At 66.6% G+C, this 24,475-nt stretch carries 26 protein-coding genes; 21 read left to right on the forward strand and 5 right to left on the reverse strand.

Annotation, left to right across the window (positions count from 1 at the left end; genetic code table 11):
* Window positions 1-49 precede the first annotated feature (49 nt).
* Both AC4PTO_RS14095 and AC4PTO_RS14100 read right to left on the reverse strand, forming a co-directional pair.
* Window positions 50-1,447 (reverse strand): TolC family outer membrane protein, encoded by a 1,398-nt coding sequence (locus tag AC4PTO_RS14095; RefSeq protein WP_492729497.1) that lies wholly within the window; start codon window positions 1,445-1,447, stop codon window positions 50-52.
* Between the two features lie 107 nt (window positions 1,448-1,554).
* The gene (locus AC4PTO_RS14100) at window positions 1,555-2,205 is read right to left on the reverse strand and encodes a protein-L-isoaspartate O-methyltransferase family protein (protein WP_492729499.1); all 651 of its coding nucleotides are present in this window, start codon (window positions 2,203-2,205) and stop codon (window positions 1,555-1,557) included.
* A gap of 154 nt (window positions 2,206-2,359) precedes the next feature.
* Here AC4PTO_RS14100 and AC4PTO_RS14105 point away from each other — a divergent pair, with 154 nt between their 5' ends.
* The gene (locus AC4PTO_RS14105) at window positions 2,360-3,049 is read left to right on the forward strand and encodes an MOSC domain-containing protein (RefSeq protein ID WP_492729501.1); all 690 of its coding nucleotides are present in this window, start codon (window positions 2,360-2,362) and stop codon (window positions 3,047-3,049) included.
* Here AC4PTO_RS14105 and AC4PTO_RS14110 read toward each other — a convergent pair.
* The gene (locus tag AC4PTO_RS14110; RefSeq protein WP_492729503.1) at window positions 3,033-3,746 is read right to left on the reverse strand and encodes a 5-formyltetrahydrofolate cyclo-ligase; all 714 of its coding nucleotides are present in this window, start codon (window positions 3,744-3,746) and stop codon (window positions 3,033-3,035) included. The two genes, AC4PTO_RS14105 and AC4PTO_RS14110, sit on opposite strands and share 17 nt — an antisense overlap.
* 90 nt (window positions 3,747-3,836) lie before the next feature.
* Here AC4PTO_RS14110 and AC4PTO_RS14115 point away from each other — a divergent pair, with 90 nt between their 5' ends.
* The 5 genes from AC4PTO_RS14115 (at window position 3,837) to AC4PTO_RS14135 (ending at window position 6,756) form a co-directional block, all read left to right on the forward strand.
* Window positions 3,837-4,256, forward strand: a complete 420-nt coding sequence (locus tag AC4PTO_RS14115) for an Rrf2 family transcriptional regulator (RefSeq protein WP_492729505.1) — start codon at window positions 3,837-3,839, stop codon at window positions 4,254-4,256.
* A 41-nt stretch (window positions 4,257-4,297) separates the two neighbouring features.
* The gene (locus AC4PTO_RS14120; RefSeq protein WP_492729507.1) at window positions 4,298-4,531 is read left to right on the forward strand and encodes a hexameric tyrosine-coordinated heme protein; all 234 of its coding nucleotides are present in this window, start codon (window positions 4,298-4,300) and stop codon (window positions 4,529-4,531) included.
* On the forward strand, window positions 4,528-4,788 hold the full coding sequence (locus tag AC4PTO_RS14125; RefSeq protein WP_492729509.1) for a DUF6522 family protein: 261 nt from the start codon (window positions 4,528-4,530) through the stop codon (window positions 4,786-4,788). Before AC4PTO_RS14120 ends, AC4PTO_RS14125 begins: the two co-directional genes overlap by 4 nt.
* Before the next feature lie 141 nt (window positions 4,789-4,929).
* On the forward strand, window positions 4,930-5,634 hold the full coding sequence (locus tag AC4PTO_RS14130) for a GntR family transcriptional regulator (RefSeq protein ID WP_492729511.1): 705 nt from the start codon (window positions 4,930-4,932) through the stop codon (window positions 5,632-5,634).
* A gap of 159 nt (window positions 5,635-5,793) precedes the next feature.
* Window positions 5,794-6,756, forward strand: a complete 963-nt coding sequence (locus tag AC4PTO_RS14135; RefSeq protein WP_492729513.1) for a dihydrodipicolinate synthase family protein — start codon at window positions 5,794-5,796, stop codon at window positions 6,754-6,756.
* A gap of 55 nt (window positions 6,757-6,811) precedes the next feature.
* Here AC4PTO_RS14135 and AC4PTO_RS14140 read toward each other — a convergent pair whose 3' ends face one another.
* Both AC4PTO_RS14140 and AC4PTO_RS14145 read right to left on the reverse strand, forming a co-directional pair.
* Window positions 6,812-6,991: a hypothetical protein gene (locus AC4PTO_RS14140; protein WP_492729515.1), complete on the reverse strand. Its 180-nt coding sequence runs from the start codon at window positions 6,989-6,991 to the stop codon at window positions 6,812-6,814.
* Between the two features lie 88 nt (window positions 6,992-7,079).
* Window positions 7,080-8,114, reverse strand: a complete 1,035-nt coding sequence (locus tag AC4PTO_RS14145; protein ID WP_492729517.1) for an Ldh family oxidoreductase — start codon at window positions 8,112-8,114, stop codon at window positions 7,080-7,082.
* 135 nt (window positions 8,115-8,249) lie between these two features.
* Here AC4PTO_RS14145 and AC4PTO_RS14150 point away from each other — a divergent pair, with 135 nt between their 5' ends.
* The 15 genes from AC4PTO_RS14150 to AC4PTO_RS14220 all read left to right on the forward strand — a co-directional run bounded on the left by AC4PTO_RS14150 (window position 8,250) and on the right by AC4PTO_RS14220 (window position 24,473).
* Window positions 8,250-9,767 carry an aldehyde dehydrogenase (NADP(+)) gene (locus tag AC4PTO_RS14150; protein WP_492733635.1) on the forward strand — a complete coding sequence of 506 codons (1,518 nt, stop codon included), beginning with the start codon at window positions 8,250-8,252 and terminating at the stop codon, window positions 9,765-9,767.
* A 191-nt stretch (window positions 9,768-9,958) separates the two neighbouring features.
* Entirely contained in the window at window positions 9,959-10,765 is an 807-nt protein-coding gene (locus tag AC4PTO_RS14155; RefSeq protein ID WP_492729519.1) for an ABC transporter substrate-binding protein, read from the forward strand.
* Between the two features lie 53 nt (window positions 10,766-10,818).
* A complete protein-coding gene (locus AC4PTO_RS14160) occupies window positions 10,819-11,484 on the forward strand; it encodes an amino acid ABC transporter permease (protein WP_492729521.1) in 666 nt (221 codons plus the stop codon).
* A 14-nt stretch (window positions 11,485-11,498) separates the two neighbouring features.
* Window positions 11,499-12,152: an amino acid ABC transporter permease gene (locus AC4PTO_RS14165; RefSeq protein WP_492729523.1), complete on the forward strand. Its 654-nt coding sequence runs from the start codon at window positions 11,499-11,501 to the stop codon at window positions 12,150-12,152.
* A complete protein-coding gene (locus tag AC4PTO_RS14170) occupies window positions 12,145-12,867 on the forward strand; it encodes an amino acid ABC transporter ATP-binding protein (RefSeq protein WP_492729525.1) in 723 nt (240 codons plus the stop codon). Before AC4PTO_RS14165 ends, AC4PTO_RS14170 begins: the two co-directional genes overlap by 8 nt.
* Window positions 12,867-14,099: an NAD(P)/FAD-dependent oxidoreductase gene (locus AC4PTO_RS14175; RefSeq protein WP_492729527.1), complete on the forward strand. Its 1,233-nt coding sequence runs from the start codon at window positions 12,867-12,869 to the stop codon at window positions 14,097-14,099. The genes AC4PTO_RS14170 and AC4PTO_RS14175 overlap by 1 nt, the downstream gene beginning before the upstream one ends.
* Window positions 14,099-15,100 carry a 4-hydroxyproline epimerase gene (locus AC4PTO_RS14180; RefSeq protein ID WP_492729529.1) on the forward strand — a complete coding sequence of 334 codons (1,002 nt, stop codon included), beginning with the start codon at window positions 14,099-14,101 and terminating at the stop codon, window positions 15,098-15,100. The genes AC4PTO_RS14175 and AC4PTO_RS14180 overlap by 1 nt, the downstream gene beginning before the upstream one ends.
* Window positions 15,097-16,791 carry a cis-3-hydroxy-L-proline dehydratase gene (gene lhpI / locus AC4PTO_RS14185; RefSeq protein WP_492729531.1) on the forward strand — a complete coding sequence of 565 codons (1,695 nt, stop codon included), beginning with the start codon at window positions 15,097-15,099 and terminating at the stop codon, window positions 16,789-16,791. The genes AC4PTO_RS14180 and lhpI overlap by 4 nt, the downstream gene beginning before the upstream one ends.
* 21 nt (window positions 16,792-16,812) lie before the next feature.
* Complete coding sequence (locus AC4PTO_RS14190) at window positions 16,813-17,841, forward strand: trans-3-hydroxy-L-proline dehydratase (protein WP_492729533.1); 1,029 nt, start codon at window positions 16,813-16,815, stop codon at window positions 17,839-17,841.
* Window positions 17,842-17,863: 22 nt separating this feature from the next.
* The gene (locus AC4PTO_RS14195; RefSeq protein WP_492729535.1) at window positions 17,864-19,039 is read left to right on the forward strand and encodes a M24 family metallopeptidase; all 1,176 of its coding nucleotides are present in this window, start codon (window positions 17,864-17,866) and stop codon (window positions 19,037-19,039) included.
* A gap of 167 nt (window positions 19,040-19,206) precedes the next feature.
* Window positions 19,207-20,811, forward strand: a complete 1,605-nt coding sequence (locus AC4PTO_RS14200) for an ABC transporter substrate-binding protein (RefSeq protein WP_492729537.1) — start codon at window positions 19,207-19,209, stop codon at window positions 20,809-20,811.
* Between the two features lie 69 nt (window positions 20,812-20,880).
* Window positions 20,881-21,888: an ABC transporter permease subunit gene (locus tag AC4PTO_RS14205; RefSeq protein WP_492729539.1), complete on the forward strand. Its 1,008-nt coding sequence runs from the start codon at window positions 20,881-20,883 to the stop codon at window positions 21,886-21,888.
* On the forward strand, window positions 21,885-22,787 hold the full coding sequence (locus AC4PTO_RS14210; protein ID WP_492729541.1) for an ABC transporter permease subunit: 903 nt from the start codon (window positions 21,885-21,887) through the stop codon (window positions 22,785-22,787). The genes AC4PTO_RS14205 and AC4PTO_RS14210 overlap by 4 nt, the downstream gene beginning before the upstream one ends.
* Window position 22,788: 1 nt before the next feature.
* Window positions 22,789-23,628, forward strand: a complete 840-nt coding sequence (locus tag AC4PTO_RS14215) for an ABC transporter ATP-binding protein (protein WP_492729543.1) — start codon at window positions 22,789-22,791, stop codon at window positions 23,626-23,628.
* Complete coding sequence (locus AC4PTO_RS14220) at window positions 23,625-24,473, forward strand: dipeptide ABC transporter ATP-binding protein (RefSeq protein WP_492729544.1); 849 nt, start codon at window positions 23,625-23,627, stop codon at window positions 24,471-24,473. Before AC4PTO_RS14215 ends, AC4PTO_RS14220 begins: the two co-directional genes overlap by 4 nt.
* Window positions 24,474-24,475 lie beyond the last annotated feature (2 nt).

Raw genomic sequence — 24,475 nt, forward strand, 5'->3', positions numbered from 1 at the left:
GGGAGTGTAACCCCCCTAGGCGCCCGCAACAACGTTGAGTTGAAGAAAATCAGTTCTTTCCGATAGAACGCAGCACACGCTCAAGGCTTTCACCCTGCACGCTTGTGACCGGCGCATTGCGGACGGCGTTATAATAGGCAGCCGGATCATAGGTCGGGATGCCCAGCTTCAGGTTCTCGACCGTCAGAAGCCCCATCGATGACAGGACAGAGTAATAGGCGACCTGAAGATTCGCCGCCGCGTCGATTCGGTCGGCCCGGGCGTTGAGCAGCTCCTGCTCGGCATCAAGCACGTCAAGCGTGGTGCGCGCGCCAAGCGTGGCCTCCTCCTTGACCCCGTTATAGGCCACCGTCGCCGCCTGGATCTGCTGGTCGATCGCACGGATCTGCGCCTGCGCGACCTCGATCCCCGACCAGGCATTGGCGACATTCTGGGTGATGATCAGCCCCACTTGTGACAGCCCGGCCCGGGCCGCGTCACGCCCCGCGATCGCCTTGCGATGCGCTGCGGCAAGAGCACCACCCGAATAGATCGTCTGCGAGGCCTGAAGCCCCGCCGTCGCCGCGTTGCCGCTGCCCTCGAACTCCTGGAAACCGATCGAGCCGGTAACCGTGGGCAGGCGCTGCTTTCCGGCAAGCGCCACCTGCAAATCCGCGATCGTCACCTGGCGTTGCGCCTGCTTGATCGACGGATGCAGCCGCAGCGCCGTGGCGCGCGCCTCGTCAAGGGTGCGCGGCAGTTTCGGAGACGGCGGCAGGGTGGCAAGATTACGCGGATAGGCGCCGGTCGCGGCCTTGTAGGCCTCGCGCGCGACCATCAGGTCACCCTGCGCGGCAGCGAGTGCGGCCCGTGCGGCCGCAAGCCGCGCCTCGGCCAGCGACACATCCGTGCGGGTTACTTCGCCAACCTCGAAGCGATCCTGCGCCGCCCGAAGCTCTTCTCCGATCACGCGAACCGAATTCTGGTTGATCGACACCCGCTGCGCCGCGCTTTTCACATCGGAATAGGCCGCAACCGTCGCCAACAGCACATCCTGCTCGACGGCGACAAGCGCCTCGCGCGTGGCCAGGACGCTTTCCTTTGCGATATCGACGCCAAGCCTGTTGCGGCCGAAATCGAGAACCACCATCGATGCGGTCAGCCCGAGCGAGGCCTCCAGCCGGTCCACCTCGCGCCCTGCGGCACGGGTGACGGATTCGTTATAGGCGCTTTTGGTATAGTCGAGGCCGGCCACCCACCGCAGCACCGGGCGCAGGTTGGACACCGCGGTGGCCACATCCTCGTCGGCGGCGCGCAGCGTGGCGCGGTTCTGCTCCAGCAGATTGGAATTGCGATAGGCGGCCACAAGGGCGTCGGCAAGGGTTTCCGCCCGTGCTGCAGGGGCGAGCGCGAAGCTCACTGCCGCGACGCCCGCCAGCACCATAGGTTTCAGGGTCTTGCGCAACATGCCTGGGTTCCTCATTCGCATATGCCTGCCCCGCTTCTGTGTCGGGGCCAGAGTTCAGAGCCTTGAACGCTCCTGTACTTTATTTCCGTCGCCGCCGCGCCACAAAACTACAGCGCGAATTCCTTCTCCGCGGCGAAGCCGGGAAGCACCGGGGCCGATGCGTTGAACGCATAGCGCCAAGCCACCGCCCCGTCGATCTTGTAGCCAAGCCGCACCACGCCAAGCGCTTTTTCCATGAACAGACAGGCAATCCGCCCGCCTTCCTTGAGCTGATCGAGCAGCGCCTGCGGAACGATCTCGGCCGCGCCTTCGATGATGATCACGTCATAGGGCCCGTGCTGCACCGCGCCCTCGGTCAGCGCGCCCGCCACCACGGCCACGTTGTCGCAGCCCTGCGCGGCAAGTGCGGCCTCGGCCTGTTCGGCAAGCCCCTCTTCCTCAAGCGCCACGACCGCCTCGGACATGCGCGCGATCACCGCCGAGGAATAACCAAGCCCGCAGCCCACATCCAGAACCAGATCCGCCGCGCGGATATCCAGCGCATCCAGCATCTTGGCCAGCGTGCGCGGCTCAAGCATCACGCGGCCGGGCGCAACGGGGACATTCTCGCCGATATAGGCGGCCTCGCGGCGCTGCGCGGGCACGAACTGCTCTCGCGGGATCGACAGCATCGCCTCGATGATGGGGAATTTCGTCACGTCGTTCGGCCGGACCTGCGTATCGACCATCATGGTGCGGCGCGTGGCGAAATCTTGCATGTTCTGAACTCTTCAGTCTGGGACAACCTTGCAGTTGTTTTGCCACATAAGACTGGCAGGAGCAACTGGCACCGATATGCACATCTGTCGCACATGCGCAGCGATTGCGGCGAGAGCCGGGGCATGGCAAGTCTTGCCCGAAGGAGCAAGACGCATGGACACATTCCGCATCGAAGAGCTGCGCATCGGCACGGTGCGCCCGTTCGGCCCTGCCGACGTGCCAAGCGGGATCGACAAGCACCCCGTATCGGGGCCGGTGCCTGCCGGGCCCGAGGGGCTGGCGGGCGATGCGCAGGGCGACCGCAAGCATCATGGCGGGCCGGACAAGGCGATCCACGCCTATCCGGTGGCAAGCCTGCCCCTTTGGGCGCACGACCTTCCCGGTCAGGCCGCCCTTTTCCGCCCCGGCGCCTTCGGCGAGAACCTTTCGGTTTCGGGCGTGGCCGAGGCGGATATCTGCCTTGGCGATCGCTGGCGCCTAGGCTCGGTTCTGCTGGAGGTCAGCCAGGGGCGGCAGCCCTGCTGGAAGCTGAACCTGCGCTTCGGCCTGCCCGACATGGCGCGAAAGGTGCAAGAGACCGGGCGCTCGGGCTGGTATTTCCGGGTGCAGGAGGAGGGCCCGCTGGCGGCAGGCATGGAGGCCCGCCTTGAAGCGCGGCCCAATCCGCAATGGACGCTGACCCGTGTCAGCGACCTGCTTTACCGCGACACGCTCAACCTTGCGGCGCTGTCGGAATTCGCAACGCTTGCCGGTCTGCCCGAAAACTGGCGCACCATGGCGCAGGCCCGGCTGGCACGCCACGAGACCGAAAGCTGGGCGCGCCGCCTCACGACTCCGGAATAGGCCGCGCGGGGGCTTCCCACTGCACCCCGGCCTCGGTCACGATGGCATCCAAGCCGATGTCATGGGGTTGCGGATAGATCGTGGGCAGGGCCGCGCCCTGAAGCCCGACCCCGATGGCAAAGGGGCGCGCGGCGCCCGCCGCCGCCAGGGTCCGGTCGAAATACCCGCCGCCATAGCCCAGCCGGTAGCCCGCCCCGTCCCAGCCCACCAGCGGCGCCAGCACGATCGTGGGCGTCACGGTCCGGGCCGTCGCGGGCACGAGGATGTTCCAGTGTCCCCGCTCCATCGCCGCGCCGGGGGCCCAGGGGCGGAACACCAGCGGCGCGGCGCGGGTTTCCACCACCGGAAGCGCCAGCCGCGCACCCGCATCGTGCAGCCGCGTCATCCACGGCCGCAGGTCGGGTTCGGCGCGGATCGGCCAGTAGCCCGCCACGATCCGCCCCGGCAGCGCCACGCCGCGCCGCGCAAGCAACGCGTCAAGATGACCGCCAAGCGCCCCGGCCACGGCCGCGCGGCCCGCCACACCCAGATCGGCCCGCGCCTGCAACAGCCGCGCGCGCGCCGCCTTGCGCCAGCGCGCCACGTCCTGCGCCTGCTGCGGATCGACGGCCATCGGGTCGAAATAATCCGGGGCAACCTCGCCCGCCATGCAGGGCGGAGAGGCATAGCTCCCCGCGGGGCGGTCCTTGTCGGGCATCGGGGATCCCCCTTTCGCGGTTCAGGGTTGCGTCGCAGGCCAATCTCGTTAATAGGTATTATAAATACCTTTTCAAAAAGCGAAAGCCGGATGCGTCTGACCTCTTTCACCGATTACGGCCTGCGCGCGCTGATGCGGATCGCCTCGGATCCGTCACGCGGCTATTCCACGGGCGAACTGGCCGAAGAGTTCGCGCTGTCACGCCACCACCTGACCAAGATCGTCCAGCGCCTTGCACAGGGCGGGATCGTCACCACCCGGCGCGGCGGCGGCGGCGGGGCGATCCTTGCCCGCCCCGCGGATCAGATACGGCTGGGCTCCGTGGTCCGCCTGCTGGAGGACGGGCAGGCCCTGGTCGAGTGCTTCGCGCAGGATGGCGGGGCCTGTTCGATCGGGGGCTGCTGCCGCCTGAAGGTCAGGCTCCGCGCGGCGGAGGCCGCGTTCCTCGCCGATCTCGACCGCTCGACGCTGGCAGATATCGCGCTGCCGCAAAGGGCGGTCCCCGCCTAGCTTCCCCCATCTCAACCCCACCGTGAAAGGAAGGCAGAAGAATGGAAACGTGGCTCCCCACCCTCATCACCGAAACACCGCAGCAAGGCTACGAACTGGCCGTGAAGCTTTCGCGCGTGGCCGTGAAGATGACCCAGCCCGATGCCGCCATCCGCGACCGCCTGCGCCCCGAATATGCCGGCGACGCCGACGCGCTGATCGCGGTCAGCCAGGTCGTCGCCACGCATTTCGCCACGATCGCCGCCGCCAACGGATACTGGAAACACCTGGGATGAGCGATGTCACCCGGTCGGAGGACGGCGATTTCACCGTCAACGCCGCCCTGATCGGCAGCGCATTCGGCCTCGATCCCGCCAGCGTGCCCGCCATGATGCGCGAAGGCCGGATCACCAGCCGCTGCGAAACCGGCCAGGGCAGCGATGCCGGCCGGCATCGCCTGCACTTCTACTTTGGCGCCCGGACATTGCGGCTGACCCTGGCGGATGACGGCACCATCCTGCGGCGCGCGCTGTTCGTCAGCCCCGCGCGCTGATCCGCCGGCCGTCCGGCACGCCCTTGCCTCCGGGCGGGGTCTTGACTTATCCCCATGTCGACGCGATTGCGCCCCCGGTCACGACAGCAGTTGATCGGCGGGCAATTATGTATATTTTTCTTGTCGACATAAGGACAAGCCATGAGCCAAAGCCCCGCTGCCCAAACCACGGAACGCAAACGCGGATCGGGTGTGAAATTCGTCTATGACGTGCTGCGCGACGAAATCATCGACCTCGTCCTGCCCCCCGGAAGCCCGATCGACGAGATCCAGCTGGCCGAGCGCCTTTCGATGTCGCGCACACCGATCCGCGAAGCCCTGGTGCGCCTTGCGGGCGAGGGGCTGGTCACGACGCTGCCGAACCGCTCGACCGTGGTGTCGAATATCGACTTTCTGAACCTGCACACCTTTTTCGACGCGCTGACGCTGATGTATCGCGTGACGACGCGGCTTGCCGCGGAATACCACACCCCCGAGGATCTGGACATCATCCGCGCCCGGCAGGCCGATTTCGCCCGCGCCGTCGAGGCGCAGGACGCCCTTGCGATGATCGCCACCAACCGCGAATTCCACGCCGAGATCGCCAATGCCGGGCGCAACCCCTATTTCGCGGGGCTGTTCTACCGGCTTCTGGACGAAGGACGGCGGCTGCTCCGGCTGTATTATTCCTCTTTCGACGATCGCCTGCCGCAGCGCTATGTGACCGAGCATGAGGAGATCATCGCCGCGATCGCCGCCCGCGACGTGGCGCGCGCCGACAAGCTGGCGAGCGAACATGCCGATCAGATCGTGCGGCAGATACAGAACATGATCTCGCGCGACCGCAGGCAACGCATCGAGCTTTGACCCGCCCCCGGCGATTTCCGGCCGCGGGTTTCCTTGTGATCAAGATTCTTGTCGACAAATAAAATACAAGGCATATTATGAACTGGAACCGCCCGGGAATCGGGACTGCCCTGTCATTGCCCGCCACCACACACGGCACTGGCCATCAAGGAGAGTAAGATGACTTCCAGCATTTTTTCCGGCTGCATTCCTGCGCTGATGACGCCCTGCACCGCAGATCGCACGCCCGATTTCAACGCGATGGTGCGCAAGGCCAAGGAGCTGATCGCCGGGGGCATGTCGGCCGTTGTCTATTGCGGCTCGATGGGGGACTGGCCGCTGCTGACCGATGCGCAGCGCATGGAAGGGGTGGAGCGCCTTGTTCAGGCCGGCATCCCCGTCATCGTGGGCACCGGCGCGGTGAACACGGCCATGGCAGTGGCCCATGCGGCGCATGCGCAGAAGGTTGGCGCGAAGGGCCTGATGGTGATCCCGCGCGTGCTGTCGCGTGGCCCCTCGATCACGGCGCAGAAGGCGCATTTCAAGGCGATCCTGTCGGCCGCGCCGGATCTGCCCGCAGTCATCTACAACAGCCCCTATTACGGTTTTGCCACGCGCGCCGACCTGTTCTTCGCCCTGCGGGCCGAGCATCCGAACCTTGTGGGCTTCAAGGAATTCGGCGGCGCGGCCGACATGCGCTATGCGGCCGAGAACATCACCAGCCGCGATGACGCGGTGACGCTGATGATCGGCGTCGACACCACGGTGTTCCACGGTTTCGTCAACTGCGGCGCGACCGGCGCGATCACCGGCATCGGCAACGTGCTGCCCAAGGAAGTCCTGCATCTGGTCGCGCTGTCGCAGGCCGCGGCCAAAGGCGACGCAGATGCCCGCCAGCGCGCGCAGGAACTCGAAGCCGCGCTTGCCGTCCTGTCCTCGTTCGACGAAGGCCCGGACCTCGTGCTTTACTACAAGTATCTGATGGTGCTGACCGGCAACCCGGAATACACGCTGCATTTCAACGAAACCGACGCCCTCTCGGACAGCCAGCGCGGCTATGTCGAGGCGCAATACACCCTGTTCCGCACCTGGTATGCGGAATGGAGCAAACTGCCCGGCGCCGTCACGAAATACGCCGCCTGATCACCCAGGCCCCTCCGCGACCGGAGGGGCTTTTCCGTTCCGGCCGGGTGTCGCGTCAGCCTTCCGGCCCCTTGCCGAAATGGCGATAGACCAGATCTTGCGGATCCTGCCGTGCGGCCTTTTCGTCGCGCGCCGCCCCCAGACGCTCCGCCAGCCGGCGCGAGCGATCATTACCCGGGTCGACATAGCTTACCAGCGTTTCCAGCCGGCGCACATGCCGCGCCCATTCACGCAAGGTTCGCGCCGCCTCAGCCTGCGCGACGTCTGAAGCGTTGGAATTTCCGCCATCGGTCCGTCCTGCCTGCCCCGCCGCGCCCGCGGCCTCAGCTTACCGCGTCAAGGCCCAGCCGGCGCAGGCGTTCCAGTTCCTCCATCTCGGCCGCGCTCAGCGTGATCCCCTCGGCCAGCGATTTGCGGCGCGCCGTGAAGCGGCGCTGCGAAGGCAGCCGCGCGCCCTGCCCCGCGATCGCATCCAGCAGCGCCTCGGCCCGCGCGAAGGGATCGCCGGGGCGGTGCGCGGCGAAACGCTCGGGGCTGAAGGCAAGGATCAGCTCGCCATGATGCGGCGCAAGCGCGGTGGTGCCCAGGAATTCCAGCGCCTCGGGGCTGGTCATGTCACCGATCATCACCCCGGCCAGAAGCTCGATCATCGTCGAGATGGCCGAGCCCTTGTGCCCCCCGAAGGGCAGCATCGCGCCCGCCAGCGCGGCCTCGGGGTCGGTGGTGGGGACGCCATCTGCATCGACGGCCCAGCCCTCGGGCAAGGGGGTGCCCGCGCGGCGATGCAACTCGATCTCGCCGCGGGCGGCAACGCTGGTGGCAAAGTCGAACACATAGGGCGTGCCCGAGGGGCGCGGCCAGCCGAAGGCGAAGGGGTTGGTGCCCAGAAGCGGCCTGGTGCCGCCCGAGGGCGCCACGCTGGAATAGCTGGGGCACATCGCCATCGAGGCCACCCCCATCCCCGCCAGTGCCTCGACCTCGGGCCAGAGGGCCGAGAAATGCGTGCAGTTGTTGATGACCAGCGCGGCAACGCCAAGAGTGCGCGCGCGGTCCGCCAGAACCGGGGCCCCCATCTCGAAGGCCGGGTTGGTGAATCCGCCCTTCGCATCGACCCGCACGATCCCGCTTGCATCCTGTGTCAGTTCGGGTTCCGCATCCGCCACGACCTTGCCCGCCTTGAGCGTGCGCAGGCAGCCCTCGATGCGATAGATGCCGTGGGATTTGCAGGCGTCCCGCTCTCCGGCGACGATGACGCGGGCCAGCGCCCCGGCCTGCAAGGTGCTCATCCCGGCATTGCAAAAGATCTCTTCGACAAGACGGCCAAGGGCCTCGGTCGTCAGAACGGCAGATTGGCTCATCGGGCTATCCTTTCGTCGCTTTTGGCGGGGCGGGGTTGCGTTCTTGCATACACATTGTATGCATAAGGATGAAAAGGCAAGGCCGAACCCGGTCCGTGATCTTCACCACCCCATCCGCAGCGAAAGGACAAGATGATGCAATACACCCCCAAAGGCCACCATCTTATAGCGGGCACCTGGGAAGGCGGCGCGCAAAGCTTCCGGTCCGAACCCGCCCACGGCCCCGCCCATGATTTCGCCATGGGCACCCCCGCGCTGGTCGACCGGGCCTGCGAGGCTGCGGAAGACGCCTTCTGGTCCTACGGCTATGCCTCGCGCGCGGAACGCGCGGCCTTCCTGACGGCCATCGCCGACGAGATCGAGGCCCGCGCCGAGGCGATCACCATGATCGGCACGCAGGAAACCGGCCTGCCCGAGGCCCGCCTTCAGGGCGAGCGCGGGCGCACCACCGGGCAGTTGCGCCTGTTCGCCGAGCATATCCTGAAGGGCGACTATCTCGACCGCCGCCACGATCCGGCCCTGCCCGACCGGCAGCCCCTGCCCCGCCCCGACATCCGCCTGATGCAGCGTCCGATCGGCCCTGTGGCGGTGTTCGGCGCCTCGAACTTCCCGCTGGCCTTCTCGACCGCCGGGGGCGACACCGCCGCGGCCCTTGCGGCGGGGTGCCCGGTTGTCGTCAAGGGCCACAGCGCCCATCCCGGCACCGCCGAAATCGTGGCCGAGGCGATCCATGCCGCGATCGGCAAATGCGGCATCCATCCGGGGGTGTTCAGCCTGATCCAGGGCGGCAAGCGCGATGTGGGCCAGGCCCTCGTGCAGCATCCGCGCATCAAGGCGGTGGGCTTCACCGGCAGCCTTGCGGGCGGGCGGGCACTGTTCGACCTGTGCGCGCAGCGGCCCGAACCGATCCCGTTCTTCGGCGAGCTCGGCTCGGTCAATCCGATGTTCCTGCTGCCGCAGGCGCTTGGCGCGCGGGCAGAGGAACTGGGCCGGGGCTGGGCGGGGTCGCTTGCGATGGGGGCGGGACAGTTCTGCACCAATCCGGGCATCGCCGTCGTGATCGAGGGCGCGGGCGCCGAGGCCTTTGCCCAGGCCGCCATCGCCGCCCTGGGCGAAACCGGCGCGCAGGTGATGCTGACCGACGGCATCGCCGAGGCCTACCGCACCGGCGCCGACCGCGTGGCCGCGGGCAGCGGGGTGCAGGCGCTTGTCACCTCGATGTGCGACCGGCGCGAGGCGCGGCCCTTCCTGTTCCGGGTTCCGGCCGCCGACTGGCTGGCCAATCACAGCCTGAGCGAAGAGGTCTTCGGCCCGCTCGGGCTGATCGTGGTGGCGCGGGACGCCGGGGAAATGCAGCGCATCGCCCGCAGCTTCGAGGGCCAGCTGACCGCCACCTTGCACATGGATGCCGGCGATGCAGGGATGGCGCGCGACCTGCTGCCGGTGCTTGAACGCAAGGCGGGCCGGGTGCTGGCCAACGGGTTCCCCACCGGGGTCGAGGTCTGCGACGCGATGGTTCACGGCGGCCCCTATCCGGCCTCGACCAATTTCGGGGCGACCTCGGTCGGAACGCTGTCGATCCGGCGATTCCTGCGGCCGGTCTGTTACCAGAACCTTCCGACGGAACTGCTGCCCGACGACCTGCAAGGCTAAGCGCCCCCCGTGCGCGGCCCCCGCAGGGCCGCGCACGACGACAGTCCGGCAACCGGGCCGCTTCCAGTCTCAACCCCAATATAATACAATGTGTATACAGATTATATTTTCTATTGATTCAATCCGGACGCCGCCCCATAGTCGATGGATGACGGCCGAGAATCACAAGACCGACAACAAGGGAGAGATCCATGAAACTGACGCTCGCCACCGCCAGCCTGCTGGCCGCAGGCTGCCTTGCCACCGCCGCACATGCCGACAAGCTTGACGACATCATCGCCTCGGGCACGCTGCGCTGCGCCGTCGTGCTCGACTTCCCGCCGATGGGGTCGCGCGATGCTGACAACAACCCGATCGGCTTCGATGTCGATTACTGCAACGACCTGGCCGCGGCGCTTGGCGTCGAAGCGGAAATCGTCGAGACCCCCTTCCCCGAGCGTATTCCCGCACTGATGTCGGGCCGCGTCGATGTTGGCGTCGCCTCGACCTCGGACACGCTGGAGCGCGCCAAGACCGTGGGCTTCACGATCCCCTATTTCGCCTTCGAGATGGCCGTGACCGCGCGTGACGGCAGCGGCATCGCCGCGTTCGAGGACATGAAGGGCCATACCGTCGGCGCAACCGCGGGCACCTATGAGGCCATCGCGCTGGAAGGCTTCATCAAGGAATGGGGCGAGGGCGAATTCCGCCCCTACCAGACCCAGGCGGACGTGTTCCTTGCGCTCAGCCAGGGGCAGATCGACGCGACGGTCTCGACCTCGACGGTGGCGCAGGCAACGGTGCAGTCGGGCAATTTCCCCGGCATCTCGGTGGTGGGCAAGGCGCCTTTCGACACCGATTATGTGGCGCTGTTTGCCAAGCGTGACGAATACGGTCTGCTGAACTATCTCAACCTGTTCGTGAACCAGCAGATCCGCACCGGCCGCTATGACGAGCTTTATGAGAAATGGGTGGGCGGCGACGTGCCCAGCCTGATCGTTCCCAACGCCTATCGCTGATCTGAGCGGGGGCCGTCACGGCCCCCGTCTTCCCCGACCCGGAAAGATCAGTCATGTTCGACTATACCTTCCAGTGGAGGCAGGCCCTCCGGGCGCTTCCGCAGATGCTTGACGGGGCGCTCGTGACGCTTCAGATCGCCGTGCTGTCGATGCTGATCGGCGTGACCTGCGCGGTGCTTCTGGCGGTGGCGCGCAACGCCTCTTCGGCCTGGCTGCGGGCCCCCGCGACCGCCTGGGTCGAGGTTGCCCGCAACACCCCGGCCCTGTTCCAGATCTACATGGCGCATTTCGGGCTTGGATCCTTCGGCATCCACCTGAGCCCCTATGTGGCGCTTCTGGCCGGGATCTCGTTCAACAACGCGGGCTACCTGTCCGAGACGTTCCGCGGCGCGCTGCGCGCCATTCCCGCCACGCAGGTGCGGGCGGGGCGGTCGCTTGGCATGGGTCAGGCGCAGGCCTTCCGGCTGATCGTGTTGCCGCAGATGTTCCGCATCGCCTTCCTGCCGACCACGAACCAGATGGTCTGGGCCATCCTGATGACCTCGCTCGGGGTCACAGTAGGGATGAATACCGACCTGGCCGGCGTCACGCAGGACCTGAACGCCCGCAGCTTCCGCACCTTCGAGTTCTTCGCCATCGCGGCGGTTCTTTACTACATCATCGCCAAAGTGGTGATGCTTGGCGCGCGCCTGCTGGCGTGGCGTCTGTTCCGGTATTGAGGGGGGCGCTCGGGATGTTCGACACGGCCATGACCCTCAACGACCTGATGTTCCTGATCAAGGGCGCGGGCATGACGCTTGCCGTTACCGCCTTCGCGGTGACGGGGGGCACGCTTCTGGGCACGCTGTTCGGCGTGATCCGCAGCCAGATCAACCCGTGGCTGGCGCTGCCGCTGACCTTCGTTCTGGATATCTTCCGCTCGGTCCCGCTGCTGATCCAGCTGATCCTTGCGAATGCCTTCCAGGCCATCGCGGGCTTCGGCTGGCCGCCCTTCACCACCTCTTGCATCGTGCTGGCGCTTTACACCTCGGCCTATTGCACCGAGATCGTGCGCGGCGCGATCGAGGCGGTGCCCACGGTGACGCGCCGCGCGGCCCGCTCGCTTGGCATGACATGGGGCCAGGACATGACGCAGATCGTCTTTCCCATGGCGCTGCGCGTGGGCCTGCCAAGCTGGATCGGCCTGACCCTTGGCGTGATGAAGGACAGCGCGCTGGTGCTGTGGCTGGGCATCATCGAATTGCTGCGGGCATCGCAGATCCTTGTCACCCGGCTTCAGGAACCGATGTTCATCCTGCTGGTCGCCGGTGCGATCTACTTTGCCCTCAGCTTCCCCATCGCCCGGCTTGGCGGCCGGCTGGAAAAAAGGTGGCGCGAGAATGATTGAGATTGAAAACGTCCATAAGTCCTTCGGCAACCTGGAAGTCCTCAAGGGGATCGACCTGACCGTCCAGAAGGGCGAGGTGGTGTCGGTCATCGGCGGCTCCGGCTCGGGCAAATCGACGCTTCTGACCTGCATCAACGGTCTGGAAAAGATCGACAGCGGGCGCATCCTCGTGGACGGGACCGAGGTGCATGCCAAATCGACCGACCTGAACAAGCTGCGCCGCAAGATCGGCATCGTATTCCAGCAGTTCAACGCCTTCCCGCATCTGACGGTGCTGGAAAACGTGACCCTTGCGCCGCGCAAGGTGAAGGGCATGGCGCGTCAGGAGGCCGAGGAGATCGCGGTCCGGCAACTGACCCATGTGGGCCTTGGCGACAAACTGGGCGTCTATCCCGGCCGGCTCTCGGGCGGGCAGCAGCAGCGCATGGCGATCGCCCGCGCGCTTGCCATGTCGCCCGAATACATGCTGTTCGACGAGGTTACGTCGGCGCTTGATCCGCAGCTTGTGGGCGAGGTGCTTGATACGCTGAAGATGCTGGCGAACGAGGGGATGACGATGATCTGCGTCACGCATGAGATGGGCTTTGCCCGCGACGTGTCGAACCGCGTGGCCTTCTTCCACAAGGGCGTCATGGCCGAGATCGGACCGCCCGAGCAGATCTTCGGCGCGGCGCAGCATCCCGAAACGCAGAAATTTCTTTCAAGCGTGCGCTGATGGACAAGCCAGATGTGATTGTGATCGGCGCGGGGGTCGTGGGGCTGTCGGCGGCGGTGGCCGCACAGGCGCGCGGGCTGAAGGTGCGCGTCATCGACCGCGAGGGACCGGCCGCGGGGGCCTCGACCGGCAATGCCGGGGCCTTCGCCTTTACCGACATCTTCCCCCTCGCTTCGCCGCGCATCATCCGGCAGGCGCCCAGGTGGCTTCTGGACCCGCTTGGCCCGCTCAGCGTGCCGCCCCGCTATGCGCTGCGCATCGCGCCCTGGATGTGGCGTTTCTGGAAGGCCAGCTGGCCCGCCCAGGTGCGCGCCTCGACGGTGGCGCAGACCGCCATGATGAAGCTGTCGAAAGACGCGCTCGATCCGTTGCTGGCGCGCGAGGGGCTGGCCCATATGCTGCGCCGCGACGGCCAGCTTCAGGTCTATGAGGGCGAGGCAGAGTTCCGCGCCTCGCTGCCGCAATGGAAGGCGCGCGCCGAGGAAGGCATCGCCTTCCGTCACCTTCAGGGCGCCGAGATCGCCGAGATCCAGCCCGGTCTTGCGCCGCGTTTCACCCATGCCACCTTTACCCCCGGCTGGTATTCGATCACCGATCCGCGCGATTATACGCTGGCCCTGGCCGAACGCGTGCGCGCCAATGGCGGCGATATCGTCATCGCCGAGGCGACATCCCTGCACCCCGGCGGCGTCGAGACCGACAAGGGCGTGATGACGGGCCGCGTGGTTCTGGCGGCGGGCGCGTTCTCGCACCGGCTGGCGCAGACCGCGGGCGTGAAAATCCCGCTCGAGACTGAGCGCGGCTACAACACCACCCTGCCCGGCGACGCGTTCGACCTGCGGGTGCAGGTCACCTTCGGCGGGCACGGCTTCGTCGCCTCGAAACTGACATCGGGCCTGCGCATCGGTGGCGCGGTCGAGCTGGGCGGGCTGGACCTGCCGCCGAACTATGCCCGCGCCGGGGCGATGCTGGAAAAGGCCGCGCGCTTCCTTCCGGGGCTGAAGACCTCGGGCGGCACGCAATGGATGGGGTTCCGCCCCTCGCTGCCCGACACGCTTCCCGCGATCGGGCCGCTGCCGGGGCGCCCGGACGTGATCTGCGCCTTCGGCCATGGCCATCTGGGTCTGACCCAGTCGGCCGGAACCGCCGAGATCGTGGCCGACCTTCTGACCGGGCAGACCCCGGCAACCGACATGGCGCCGTTTTCCCCGGCGCGTTTCACGAGGCATTGATGATGCAACATACCTTCCCCTGCATCGACGGACATACCTGCGGCAACCCGGTGCGTCTGGTCACCGGCGGCGCGCCGCTGCTGCAAGGCGCCGACATGTTGGAAAAGCGCGCGCATTTCCTGGCCGAATACGACTGGATCCGCACCGGCCTGATGTTCGAGCCGCGCGGCCATGACCAGATGTCGGGCGCGATCCTCTATCCGCCCACGCGCGCGGATTGCGACATCGCGGTTTTGTTCATCGAGACCTCGGGCTGCCTGCCGATGTGCGGGCACGGCACGATTGGCACGGTGACGATCGCGCTGGAAAACGGGCTGGTGCGCCCGGCCACGCCGGGGCTTTTGCGGCTCGACACGCCCGCGGGCCGCGTCGACGTGACCTACCGGCAGGAAGGCCGCTTCATCGAAGAGGTCCGCCTGACCAACGTGCCGGGCTTCCTTTACGCCGAAGGCCTGACGGCCGAGGTCGAGGGCCTGGGCGAGATTGCGGTCGACGTGGCCTATGGCGGGAATTTCTACGCCATCGTCGAGCCCCAGAAGAACTTCCGCGACATGGCCGATTTCTCGGCCGTGGAACTGGTCGGGCTCAGCCCGAAGCTGCGCACCGCGCTGAACGCGAAATACGAGTTCGTCCACCCCGAGAAGCCCGAAATTAACGGGCTGTCGCATATCCTGTGGACAGGCGCGCCGCGCGCACCCGAGGCCGATGCCCGCAACGCCGTCTTCTACGGCGACAAGGCAATCGACCGTTCGCCCTGCGGCACCGGCACCTCGGCGCGCATGGCGCAACTGGCCGCCAGGGGCAAGCTGAAGCCCGGCGACGATTTCGTGCATGAAAGCATCATCGGCTCGCTCTTCAAGGGCCGGGTCGAGGCCGCGGCCGAGGTCGCCGGGCGCCCCGCCATCATCCCTTCCATCGCGGGATGGGCGCGGGTGACGGGGATCAACACGATCTTCATCGACGACCGCGACCCCTTCGCCCACGGCTTCGTCGTCAAATGACCGCGCGCAGCGGCAGCGCGCAGGCCATCGTCCCGGCCAGGGCCGCCGGCCCGGTTCTGGTGCTTTCCGAAGGGCTGAGCTTCTGGGGCGGGGTCGATCCGGCAACCGGGACCATCATCGACGCGCATCACCCGCTTTGCGGCCAGTCGCTTGCCGGGCGCGTGGTGATGATGCCGACCAGCCGCGGATCATGCACCGGCAGCGGCGTGCTTCTGGAACTTGCGCTGAACGGCCACGCGCCCGCCGCGCTGATCTTCCGCGAGGCCGAAGACATCCTGACCCTTGGCGCGCTGATCGCGGGGCGCATGTTCGACAGGCCCCTTGCCGTGCTGCGCCTTCCTCCGGCGGACTATGCCGCACTTGCAGCGCAATCCGAGGCGCGCATCACCGAAGACCGGCTGGACGCGGGCGCGCTTTCGCTGCCGCTGACACCGCTGGAACGCGGCGCGCTGGATCTGGGCGCGTCCGACATTGCGGTGCTGGAGGGCGGTTCGGGCAAGGCCGCGCAACTGGCCATGGAGATGATCTGCACCATGGCCGCCGCGCAGGGCGCGCGCCGCCTGACCGATGTCAGCCGCGCCCATATCGACGGCTGCATCTATGCCAGCCCCGCCAACCTGCGCTTTGCCCGCGCCATGGCCGACATGGGCGCACGGGTCTGCGTGCCCACCACGATGAACGCGATCTCGGTCGATCATGCGAACTGGCGCGCGCAGGGCGTGCCGCCCGATTTCGGCCTGCCCGCAAGCCGGCTGGCCGATGCCTATGTCGAGATGGGCGCGCGCCCCAGCTTTACCTGCGCGCCCTATCTTCTGGAAAGCGCCCCGGAGCAGGGCGAATCCATCGCCTGGGCGGAATCGAACGCGGTGGTCTATGCCAATACGGTGCTGGCCGCGCGCACCGTCAAGCACCCCGATTTCCTTGACCTGTGCATCGCGCTGACCGGGCGGGCGCCGCTGTCGGGCGTCTACCTGGACGAAAACCGCATCGCGCGCCGGGTGATCGAGGTCGACCTGCCCGAAGGCCATGACGATGCGCTCTGGCCGATGCTGGGCTGGCTTGCCGGGCTGGCCGCACCCGACCGTATCCCACTGCTGACGGGGCTTGAGAATGCGGCCCCCGATACCGATGACCTAAAGGCGCTTTGCGCGGCCTTCGGCACCACCTCGGCCGCGCCGATGCTGCATGTCGCGGGCGTCACCCCCGAGGCCGGCAACGCCCCCACCCCCGATGCCGACCGGGTGCGGATCACGCGCGCGGACCTGCGCAGCGCCTGGCATGAATTCAACGCAGGCCCCGCGCAGGTGGATCTTGTCGCCTTCGGCAGCCCGCATTTCTCGCTGTCCGAATGCCGCAGGCTTGCCGCGCTGATGGACGGGTCGCGGCGCAACCCCGGCACCGCCGTCATCGTGACGGTGGGCCACGACGTGCTTGCCGCCGCGCGCGCCGAAGGCATCGCCGCCCGGCTGGAGGCCGCGGGCGTGCAGATCGTGCCCGATATCTGCTGGTGCTCGATCTCCGAGCCGGTCTTTCCGCCCTCGGCCCGGGTGCTGATGACCAATTCGGGCAAATACGCCCATTACGCGCCGGGCCTGTGCGGGCGTGCGGTGCGCTTCGGCAGCCTTGCCGAATGTGCAACCGCCGCCCGCACCGGCCTGGCACCCGCCGCCCCGCCGCCCTGGCTGACCTGACCCCGCCCCACGGAGATTCCGATGCGCAGCAGCAAGACGATCCATGTCATTTCCGCCCATGCCGAGGGCGAGGTCGGCGATGTCATCGTGGGCGGCGTGGCCCCGCCGCCGGGCGACACGATCTGGGAACAAAGCCGCTGGATCGCGCGCGACGGTGCCTTGCGCAACTTCGTGCTGAACGAGCCGCGCGGCGGCGTGTTCCGCCATGTCAACCTTCTGGTGCCGCCCAAAGATCCGCAGGCCGATGCCGCCTTCATCATCATGGAGCCCGAGGACACGCCGCCGATGTCGGGCTCGAACTCGATCTGCGTCTCGACGGTGCTGCTCGATGGCGGGATCGTGCCGATGACCGAACCCGAAACGCATCTGGTGCTGGAGGCGCCGGGCGGGCTGGTCCGGGTGCGCGCCGAATGCCGCAACGGCAAGGCCGAGCGGATCTTCGTGCAGAACCTGCCAAGCTTTGCCGCACAGCTCGATGCCGCGCTGGAGGTCGAGGGGCTGGGCACGCTGCGCGTCGATACCGCCTATGGCGGCGACAGTTTCGTGATCGTGGATGCCGCCGCGATGGGCTTTGCCCTCACCGCGGACGAGGCGCATGACATCGCGCGGCTTGGCGTGCGCATCACCGATGCCGCGAACGCGGCACTTGGCTTCGAGCATCCCGAAAACCCCGACTGGACGCATTTCTCCTTCTGCCTCTTCGCCGGCCCCGTCACGCGAAACGGAACCGAGCTTAGCGCGGGCGCGGCCGTGGCGATCCAGCCCGGCAAGGTCGACCGCTCACCCACCGGCACCGCGCTTTGCGCGCGCATGGCGGTTCTGCATGCGCGTGGAGAGATGTGCCCCGAAGACCGGCTGACCGCCGTGTCGCTGATCGGCTCCACCTTCACCGGCCGCATCCTTGGCCAGACCACGGTCGGCGGGCGCCCGGCGATTCTGCCCGAACTGTCAGGTCGGGGCTGGATCACCGGCATTCACCAGCACATGCTCGACCCCGACGACCCCTGGCCCGAAGGCTATCGGCTGAGCGACACATGGGGCGCACGCTGACGCCCCGCCCCCGGAGACCCCGATGACAGACCTGCACAAGATACTCGGCACCTTCCGCCCCATATCCGCCCCGGAAATCCCCGAGGCCGAACTGCGCACCCGCATCGTGGCGTTGCAGGCGCGGCTGCGCCGGGACGGAGTGAAGGGCGCATGGCTCGATGCTTCGTCCTCGCTGCGCTATTTCACAGGCCTTTCGCTTGGCCTGTCAGAGCGGATCCACGGCGCGCTTGTTCCCGCAGAGGGCCAGCCGGTCTATGTCACCCCGACCTTTGAGGAGCCCAAGCTGCGCACCTTGCTGCGCATTCCCGGCGAAGTCGCCATGTGGGAAGAGGACGAAGATCCCTTCGCACTGATCGCCGCGCGGCTGAACGGGGCGCAGACCCCCGGCGCGGGGCTTGCGCTCGACCCCGCCACGCCCTTCGTGTTCGCCACCGCCCTGATGCGCGCGGTGGACGGCCCGGTCATCTCTGCGCAGCCCATGATCGTGGCGCAGCGCCAGGTGAAATCACCCGCCGAGATCGCGATCATCCAGACCGCGATGGATGCCAGCCTTGCGGTGCAGAAGGCCGTGCATGGCGGGTTGCGCAAGGGCATCTCGACCACCGAGGTTGCCGGTTTCGTCGATGCGGCGCATGCGGCGCTTGGGCTGAAGCCGCTGTTCGTGGCCGTGCAGTTCGGCGAGGCGACGGCCTATCCCCATGGCGTGCCCCACGCCCAGACCCTGGCCGAGGGCGACATGGTGCTGGTCGATATGGGCGGCATCCTGCACGGCTATCGCTCGGACATCACGCGCAGCTATGTCTTCGGCACCCCCACGCCGCGGCAGCGCCAGCTCTGGGATCTGGAGCATGCGGCGCAGGCCGCCGCCTTCGCCGCCGCCCGTATCGGCGCGCCGTGCAGCGCGGTCGATGCCGCCGCGCGCCGGGTGCTGGGCGAGGCGGGCTTCGGCCCCGGCTACGCCGTGCCCGGCCTGCCGCACCGCACCGGCCACGGGCTTGGCCTCGACATCCACGAAGAGCCCTATATCGTGGCCGGGAACGACACCCCGCTGGAACCCGGCATGTGCTTCTCGATCGAGCCGATGCTCTGCGTCTATGGCGAATGCGGGGTGCGCCTGGAAGACATTGCTTTCATGACGGAAAACGGCGCGCGCTGGTTCTGCCGACCCGCCGCATCGCCGGAAGCGCCGTTTGAATGAGGCTTTACTTAACGTCGCGTTGCCCATTGAATGAGGCCACGAAATAGGATGATCTGGATCAGGCGGTAAAATTTCCGGCACCGCCCGGAAGGCCGCACAGGATCAAGGCCCCGGAAAGGGAGAGCCCGGGCCTGAAACAGTCTCAACAGTGAGTGAAAGGAACCACCATGAAACTTCTTTCGCGCAGCCTGCTGGCCGCTTCGGCGCTGGCGATGGCCTCGGCGCTTCCCGCGATGGCAAAGACCTTCGTCTATTGCTCGGAAGGCTCGCCCGAGGGCTTCGACCCCGCGCCCTACACCGCGGGCACGACCTTCGATGCCACCGCGCATCCTGTCTTCAACCGTCTTGTCGAGTTCAAGAAAGGCACCACCGAGGTCGAGCCCGGCCTCGCCGAAAGCTGGGAAGTGTCCGAAGACGGGCTGGAATACACCTTCCACCTGCGCCAGGGCGTCAAGTTCCATTCGAACGACAAGTTCACCCCCTCGCGCGATTTCAACGCCGATGACGTGATCTTCAGCTATGACCGTCAGGGCAACACCGACAACCCGTGGCACCAGTATCTGGCCGGGATCACCTATGAGTATTATTCGGCGATGGAAATGGCCTCGCTGATCGCCTCGATCGAAAAGGTCGACGACTACACGGTGAAATTCGTCCTGACCCGCCCCGAGGCGCCCTTCATGGCCAATATCGCCATGCCCTTCGCCTCGATCGTGTCCAAGGAATATGCCGACACGCTGGACGCCGCGGGCACGCGCGAGGATTTCAACAACACGCCGGTCGGCACGGGTCCGTTCAAGTTCGTGGCCTATCAGAAGGACGCGGTGATCCGTTACCAGAAGAACGCCGACTATTGGGGTGAGGCGCCGAAGATCGACGATCTGGTCTTCGCCATCACCCCGGACGCCGCCGTGCGCCTGCAAAAGCTGAAAGCCGGCGAATGCCACCTGATGCCCTATCCGGCCCCCGCCGACCTTGAGGCGATCAAGGCCGATCCGAACCTGAAGCTGGACGAACAGGCCGGCCTGAACGTGGGCTATCTGGCCTATAACACCACCGTCGCGCCCTTCGACAACCCCAAGGTGCGCAAGGCGCTGAACATGGCCATCAACAAGGACGCGATCATCGACGCGGTGTTCCAGGGCGCGGCGCAGCCGGCCAAGAACCCGATTCCGCCGACCATGTGGTCCTATAACGATGCGATCCAGGACGACCCCTACGATCCGGAAGCCTCGAAGGCGATGCTGGAAGAGGAAGGCGTCACCGATCTTTCCATGAAGATCTGGGCGATGCCGGTGCAGCGTCCCTACATGCCCAACGCCCGCCGCACGGCCGAGCTGATGCAGGAAGACTTCGCCAAGGTCGGCGTCAAGGTCGAGATCGTCAGCTACGAATGGGGCGAATACCTCAAGAAATCCACCGAAGTGAACCGTGACGGCGCGGTGATCCTTGGCTGGACGGGCGACAACGGCGACCCGGACAACTTCATGGGCGTCCTTCTGTCCTGCGCTTCGACCGGCGAGGGCGGTGCGAACCGCGCGCAATGGTGCAACGAGGACTTCTCGGCGCTGCTGTCGCAGGCCAAGCAGATCTCGGACCCGGCCGAGCGCACGAAGCTTTACGAAGAGGCGCAGGTCATCTTCAAGGATCAGGCGCCCTGGGCCACCATCGCACACTCGACCCAGTACGTGCCGATGGCGAAAAACGTCGAAGGCTTCGTCATGAGCCCGCTTGGCGATTTCACCTTTGAAACGGTCGACCTGACCGAATAAGCCGGACAAAGGCAACATGCAGGCGCGCGGGGATCACACCACCCGCGCGCCTGTCAAAGGAAAGACGGTATGCTCCGATTCATCCTCAGCAAGCTGCTGTATCTGGTCCCCACCTTCATCGGGATCACGATCATCGCCTTCGGTTTCGTGCGCGTGCTGCCCGGCGACCCGGTCCTTCTGATGGCCGGCGAACGCGGGCTCAGCCCCGAACGCCATGCCGAGCTTTCGGCGCAACTGGGCTTTGACCGCCCGCTCTGGGCGCAATATCTCGAATTCATGAACCGGCTTCTGCATGGCGACCTGGGCAATTCCCTGGTGACCAAGAAGCCTGTCCTGACGGAATTCATGGCGCTGTTCCCCGCCACGGTCGAGCTGGGCCTCGTGGCGATCATCATCGCCACGGTGATCGGCGTGCCCGTGGGCGTGATCGCCGCGATCAAGCGCGGATCGTGGTTCGACCAGGTCTCGATGACGGCGGCGCTTGTCGGCTTCTCCATGCCGATCTTCTGGTGGGGCTTGCTGCTGATCATCCTGTTCTCGGGCATCCTGCAATGGACGCCGGTTTCGGGGCGCATCAGCCTGATGTATTTCTTCCCGCCGGTCACCGGCTTCATGCTGATCGACAGCCTTCTGTCGGGGCAGAAGGGGGCCTTCCTTTCGGCCGCAAGCCACCTGATCCTGCCCGCGGTCGTGCTGGCCACGATCCCGCTTGCGGTGATCGCGCGGCAGACGCGCTCGGCCATGCTCGAGGTGATGGGCGAGGATTATGTCCGCACCGCCCGCGCCAAGGGCCTGCCACCCGCGCGCATCGTGGGCGTGCATGCGCTGCGCAATGCGATGATTCCGGTCATCACCACGATCGGCCTTCAGATCGGCGTACTGATGGCGGGCGCGATCCTGACCGAGACGATCTTTTCCTGGCCGGGCATCGGCAAGTGGATGATCGATTCCATCTCGCGGCGCGACTATCCGGTGGTGCAATCGGGCCTGCTGCTGATCGCCGGGCTGGTGATGATGGTCAACCTGATCGTCGACCTGACCTATGGCCTCATCAATCCGAGGATCCGCCACAAATGACCGATACCACCGTCAAACTCAGCGATGCCGCGATCCGGCGCCGGATGCTGGCCGATTTCTGGTTCTACTTCCGCCAGAACAAGGGCGCCGTGGCCGGGCTTGTGGTCTTTGCGCTTCTGGTGCTGGTGGCGATCTTCGCCCCCCTTCTGGCCCCGCACGATCCCACCCAGCAATACCGCGACGCCCTTCTGGCACCCCCGATCTGGCAAGAGGGCGGCAAATCCGGCTTTCTTCTGGGCACCGACGCGGTGGGGCGCGACATGCTTTCGCGGCTGATCTACGGCGCGCAATATTCGCTGTTCATCGGCATCGTCGTGGTGTCGATCGCGCTAACCGGCGGCATCATCATCGGCCTTCTGGCGGGCTTTTTCGGCGGCTGGGTCGATACCGTCATCATGCGCGTGATGGATGTGGTCCTGGCCTTTCCCTCGCTACTGCTGGCGCTGGTACTGGTGGCGGTCCTCGGGCCCGGCCTGACCAATGCGATGATCGCCATCGCCATTGTCTACCAGCCGCATTTCGCGCGCCTGACCCGCGCCGCCGTAATGGGCGAGAAGGCGCGCGAATACGTCACCGCCGCACGCGTGGCCGGGGCGGGCAACCTGCGGCTGATGTTTCGCACGATCCTGCCCAACTGCCTTGCACCGCTGATCGTGCAGGCGACGCTGTCATTTTCCTCGGCGGTGCTCGACTCGGCCGCGCTCGGCTTTCTGGGCATGGGCGCGCAGCCGCCCGCATCCGAATGGGGCACCATGCTGGCCGAAGCGCGCGAATTCATCCTGCGCGCCTGGTGGGTGGTGACCTTCCCCGGCCTTGCCATCCTGACCTCGGTGCTGGCGATCAACCTCATGGGGGACGGGCTGCGCGACGCGCTCGACCCCAAGCTGAAGCGGAGCTGACATGGCGCTTCTGACCATCAAGAACCTGACGGTGCAATTCGCCACCGCCACCGGCCCCTTCACCGCCGTGGACGGGATCGACGTTTCGGTCGACCGCGAAGAGGTGCTGGCCATCGTGGGCGAATCCGGCTCGGGCAAATCGGTGTCGATGCTGGCGGTGATGGGGCTTTTGCCCGACACCGCCACCGTGACCGCCGACGAGATGACCTTCGACGGCCGGAACCTTCTGGCGATGACGCCCGCAGAGCGCCGCCGCCTGATCGGACGCGAGATCACCATGATCTTCCAGGAACCGATCGCCTCGCTGAACCCGTCCTTCACGGTGGGCTTCCAGATCGAGGAGGTGCTGCGGCTGAACCTCGGGATGGACCGCAGGGCCGCACATGCCCGCGCGCTGGAACTGTTCCGCGCCGTCGGCATCCCCGAGCCGGAAAGCAAGCTGAAGGCCTATCCGCACCAGATGTCGGGCGGGCAGTGCCAGCGCGTGATGATCGCCATGGCGATCGCCACGAATCCGCGGCTGCTGATTGCGGATGAGCCGACCACCGCGCTGGATGTCACGATCCAGAAGCAGATCCTCGATCTGCTGATGAAGCTTCAGGAAACCCACGGCATGGCGCTGATCCTGATCACGCATGACATGGGCGTGGTGGCGGAAACCGCCGACCGGGTGGTGGTGCAATACAAGGGCCGCAAGATGGAAGAGGCCGACGTGCTGCGCCTGTTCGAAGCGCCGCAGCATCCCTATACCCGCGCGCTGCTTTCGGCCCTGCCGGAAAACGCCACGGGCGACCGGCTGCCCACCGTCTCGGAATTCATGGCCGCGGAGGGCGCAGAATGAGCATCGTCGTCGAAGGCAAGGCCGTGACGCAGGACTATCACGTCCCCGGCGGCATGTTCGCCAGGGCCAGGACCGTGCGCGCCGTGAAGGGCGTGGATTTCACCGTCGAGAAGGGCAAGACGCTGGCCATCGTGGGCGAAAGCGGCTCGGGCAAGTCCACCCTCGCGCGGATCGTGGCGCTGATCGACGCGCCTTCCGGCGGGGTGCTGAAGATCGAGGGGCAAGAGGTCGATATCGGCCGCAAGCGCCTGACATCGCAGATGCGCTCCAAGGTGCAGATGGTGTTCCAGAACCCCTATGGCAGCCTCAACCCGCGCCAGAAGGTGGGCGACGTGCTGATGGAACCGCTGCAACTCAACACCTCCCTGCCCGCCTCCGAGCGGCGCGAGCGCGCCGAGGCGATGCTGGCCAAGGTCGGTCTCGCGCCCGAGCATTTCAACCGCTATCCGCACATGTTCTCGGGCGGCCAGCGGCAGCGCATCGCGATTGCGCGCGCGCTGATGCTGAACCCCACGCTGCTGGTGCTGGACGAACCGGTCTCGGCGCTGGATCTGTCGGTTCAGGCGCAGGTTCTCAACCTGCTGGCCGATCTTCAGGAAGAGTTCGAGCTGACCTATGTCTTCATCAGCCATGACCTGTCGGTGGTGCGCTATATCGCCGACGACGTTCTGGTGATGAACCAGGGCGAGGCCGTGGAGCAGGGCACGCGCGAGGCGGTTTTCGCCGATCCGCAGCACCCCTATACACGCCAGCTTTTCGCCGCGACGCCGATCACCTCGGTCGAGACGATCCGCGCCCGCGTCGAACGCCGCCGCGAGATCCTTGCCGCGCGCCACGCCGGCTGAAC

Source organism: Rhodobacter maritimus, from assembly GCF_058747975.1.

Coding starts and splice junctions, on each gene's coding strand:
- AC4PTO_RS14095 (WP_492729497.1), bottom strand. CDS start 1,447: ATGTTGCGCAAGACCCTGAAACCTATGGTGCTGGCGGGCGTCGCGGCA.
- AC4PTO_RS14100 (WP_492729499.1), bottom strand. CDS start 2,205: ATGCAAGATTTCGCCACGCGCCGCACCATGATGGTCGATACGCAGGTC.
- AC4PTO_RS14105 (WP_492729501.1), top strand. CDS start 2,360: ATGGACACATTCCGCATCGAAGAGCTGCGCATCGGCACGGTGCGCCCG.
- AC4PTO_RS14110 (WP_492729503.1), bottom strand. CDS start 3,746: ATGCCCGACAAGGACCGCCCCGCGGGGAGCTATGCCTCTCCGCCCTGC.
- AC4PTO_RS14115 (WP_492729505.1), top strand. CDS start 3,837: ATGCGTCTGACCTCTTTCACCGATTACGGCCTGCGCGCGCTGATGCGG.
- AC4PTO_RS14120 (WP_492729507.1), top strand. CDS start 4,298: ATGGAAACGTGGCTCCCCACCCTCATCACCGAAACACCGCAGCAAGGC.
- AC4PTO_RS14125 (WP_492729509.1), top strand. CDS start 4,528: ATGAGCGATGTCACCCGGTCGGAGGACGGCGATTTCACCGTCAACGCC.
- AC4PTO_RS14130 (WP_492729511.1), top strand. CDS start 4,930: ATGAGCCAAAGCCCCGCTGCCCAAACCACGGAACGCAAACGCGGATCG.
- AC4PTO_RS14135 (WP_492729513.1), top strand. CDS start 5,794: ATGACTTCCAGCATTTTTTCCGGCTGCATTCCTGCGCTGATGACGCCC.
- AC4PTO_RS14145 (WP_492729517.1), bottom strand. CDS start 8,114: ATGAGCCAATCTGCCGTTCTGACGACCGAGGCCCTTGGCCGTCTTGTC.
- AC4PTO_RS14150 (WP_492733635.1), top strand. CDS start 8,250: ATGCAATACACCCCCAAAGGCCACCATCTTATAGCGGGCACCTGGGAA.
- AC4PTO_RS14155 (WP_492729519.1), top strand. CDS start 9,959: ATGAAACTGACGCTCGCCACCGCCAGCCTGCTGGCCGCAGGCTGCCTT.
- AC4PTO_RS14160 (WP_492729521.1), top strand. CDS start 10,819: ATGTTCGACTATACCTTCCAGTGGAGGCAGGCCCTCCGGGCGCTTCCG.
- AC4PTO_RS14165 (WP_492729523.1), top strand. CDS start 11,499: ATGTTCGACACGGCCATGACCCTCAACGACCTGATGTTCCTGATCAAG.
- AC4PTO_RS14170 (WP_492729525.1), top strand. CDS start 12,145: ATGATTGAGATTGAAAACGTCCATAAGTCCTTCGGCAACCTGGAAGTC.
- AC4PTO_RS14175 (WP_492729527.1), top strand. CDS start 12,867: ATGGACAAGCCAGATGTGATTGTGATCGGCGCGGGGGTCGTGGGGCTG.
- AC4PTO_RS14180 (WP_492729529.1), top strand. CDS start 14,099: ATGATGCAACATACCTTCCCCTGCATCGACGGACATACCTGCGGCAAC.
- lhpI (WP_492729531.1), top strand. CDS start 15,097: ATGACCGCGCGCAGCGGCAGCGCGCAGGCCATCGTCCCGGCCAGGGCC.
- AC4PTO_RS14190 (WP_492729533.1), top strand. CDS start 16,813: ATGCGCAGCAGCAAGACGATCCATGTCATTTCCGCCCATGCCGAGGGC.
- AC4PTO_RS14195 (WP_492729535.1), top strand. CDS start 17,864: ATGACAGACCTGCACAAGATACTCGGCACCTTCCGCCCCATATCCGCC.
- AC4PTO_RS14200 (WP_492729537.1), top strand. CDS start 19,207: ATGAAACTTCTTTCGCGCAGCCTGCTGGCCGCTTCGGCGCTGGCGATG.
- AC4PTO_RS14205 (WP_492729539.1), top strand. CDS start 20,881: ATGCTCCGATTCATCCTCAGCAAGCTGCTGTATCTGGTCCCCACCTTC.
- AC4PTO_RS14210 (WP_492729541.1), top strand. CDS start 21,885: ATGACCGATACCACCGTCAAACTCAGCGATGCCGCGATCCGGCGCCGG.
- AC4PTO_RS14215 (WP_492729543.1), top strand. CDS start 22,789: ATGGCGCTTCTGACCATCAAGAACCTGACGGTGCAATTCGCCACCGCC.
- AC4PTO_RS14220 (WP_492729544.1), top strand. CDS start 23,625: ATGAGCATCGTCGTCGAAGGCAAGGCCGTGACGCAGGACTATCACGTC.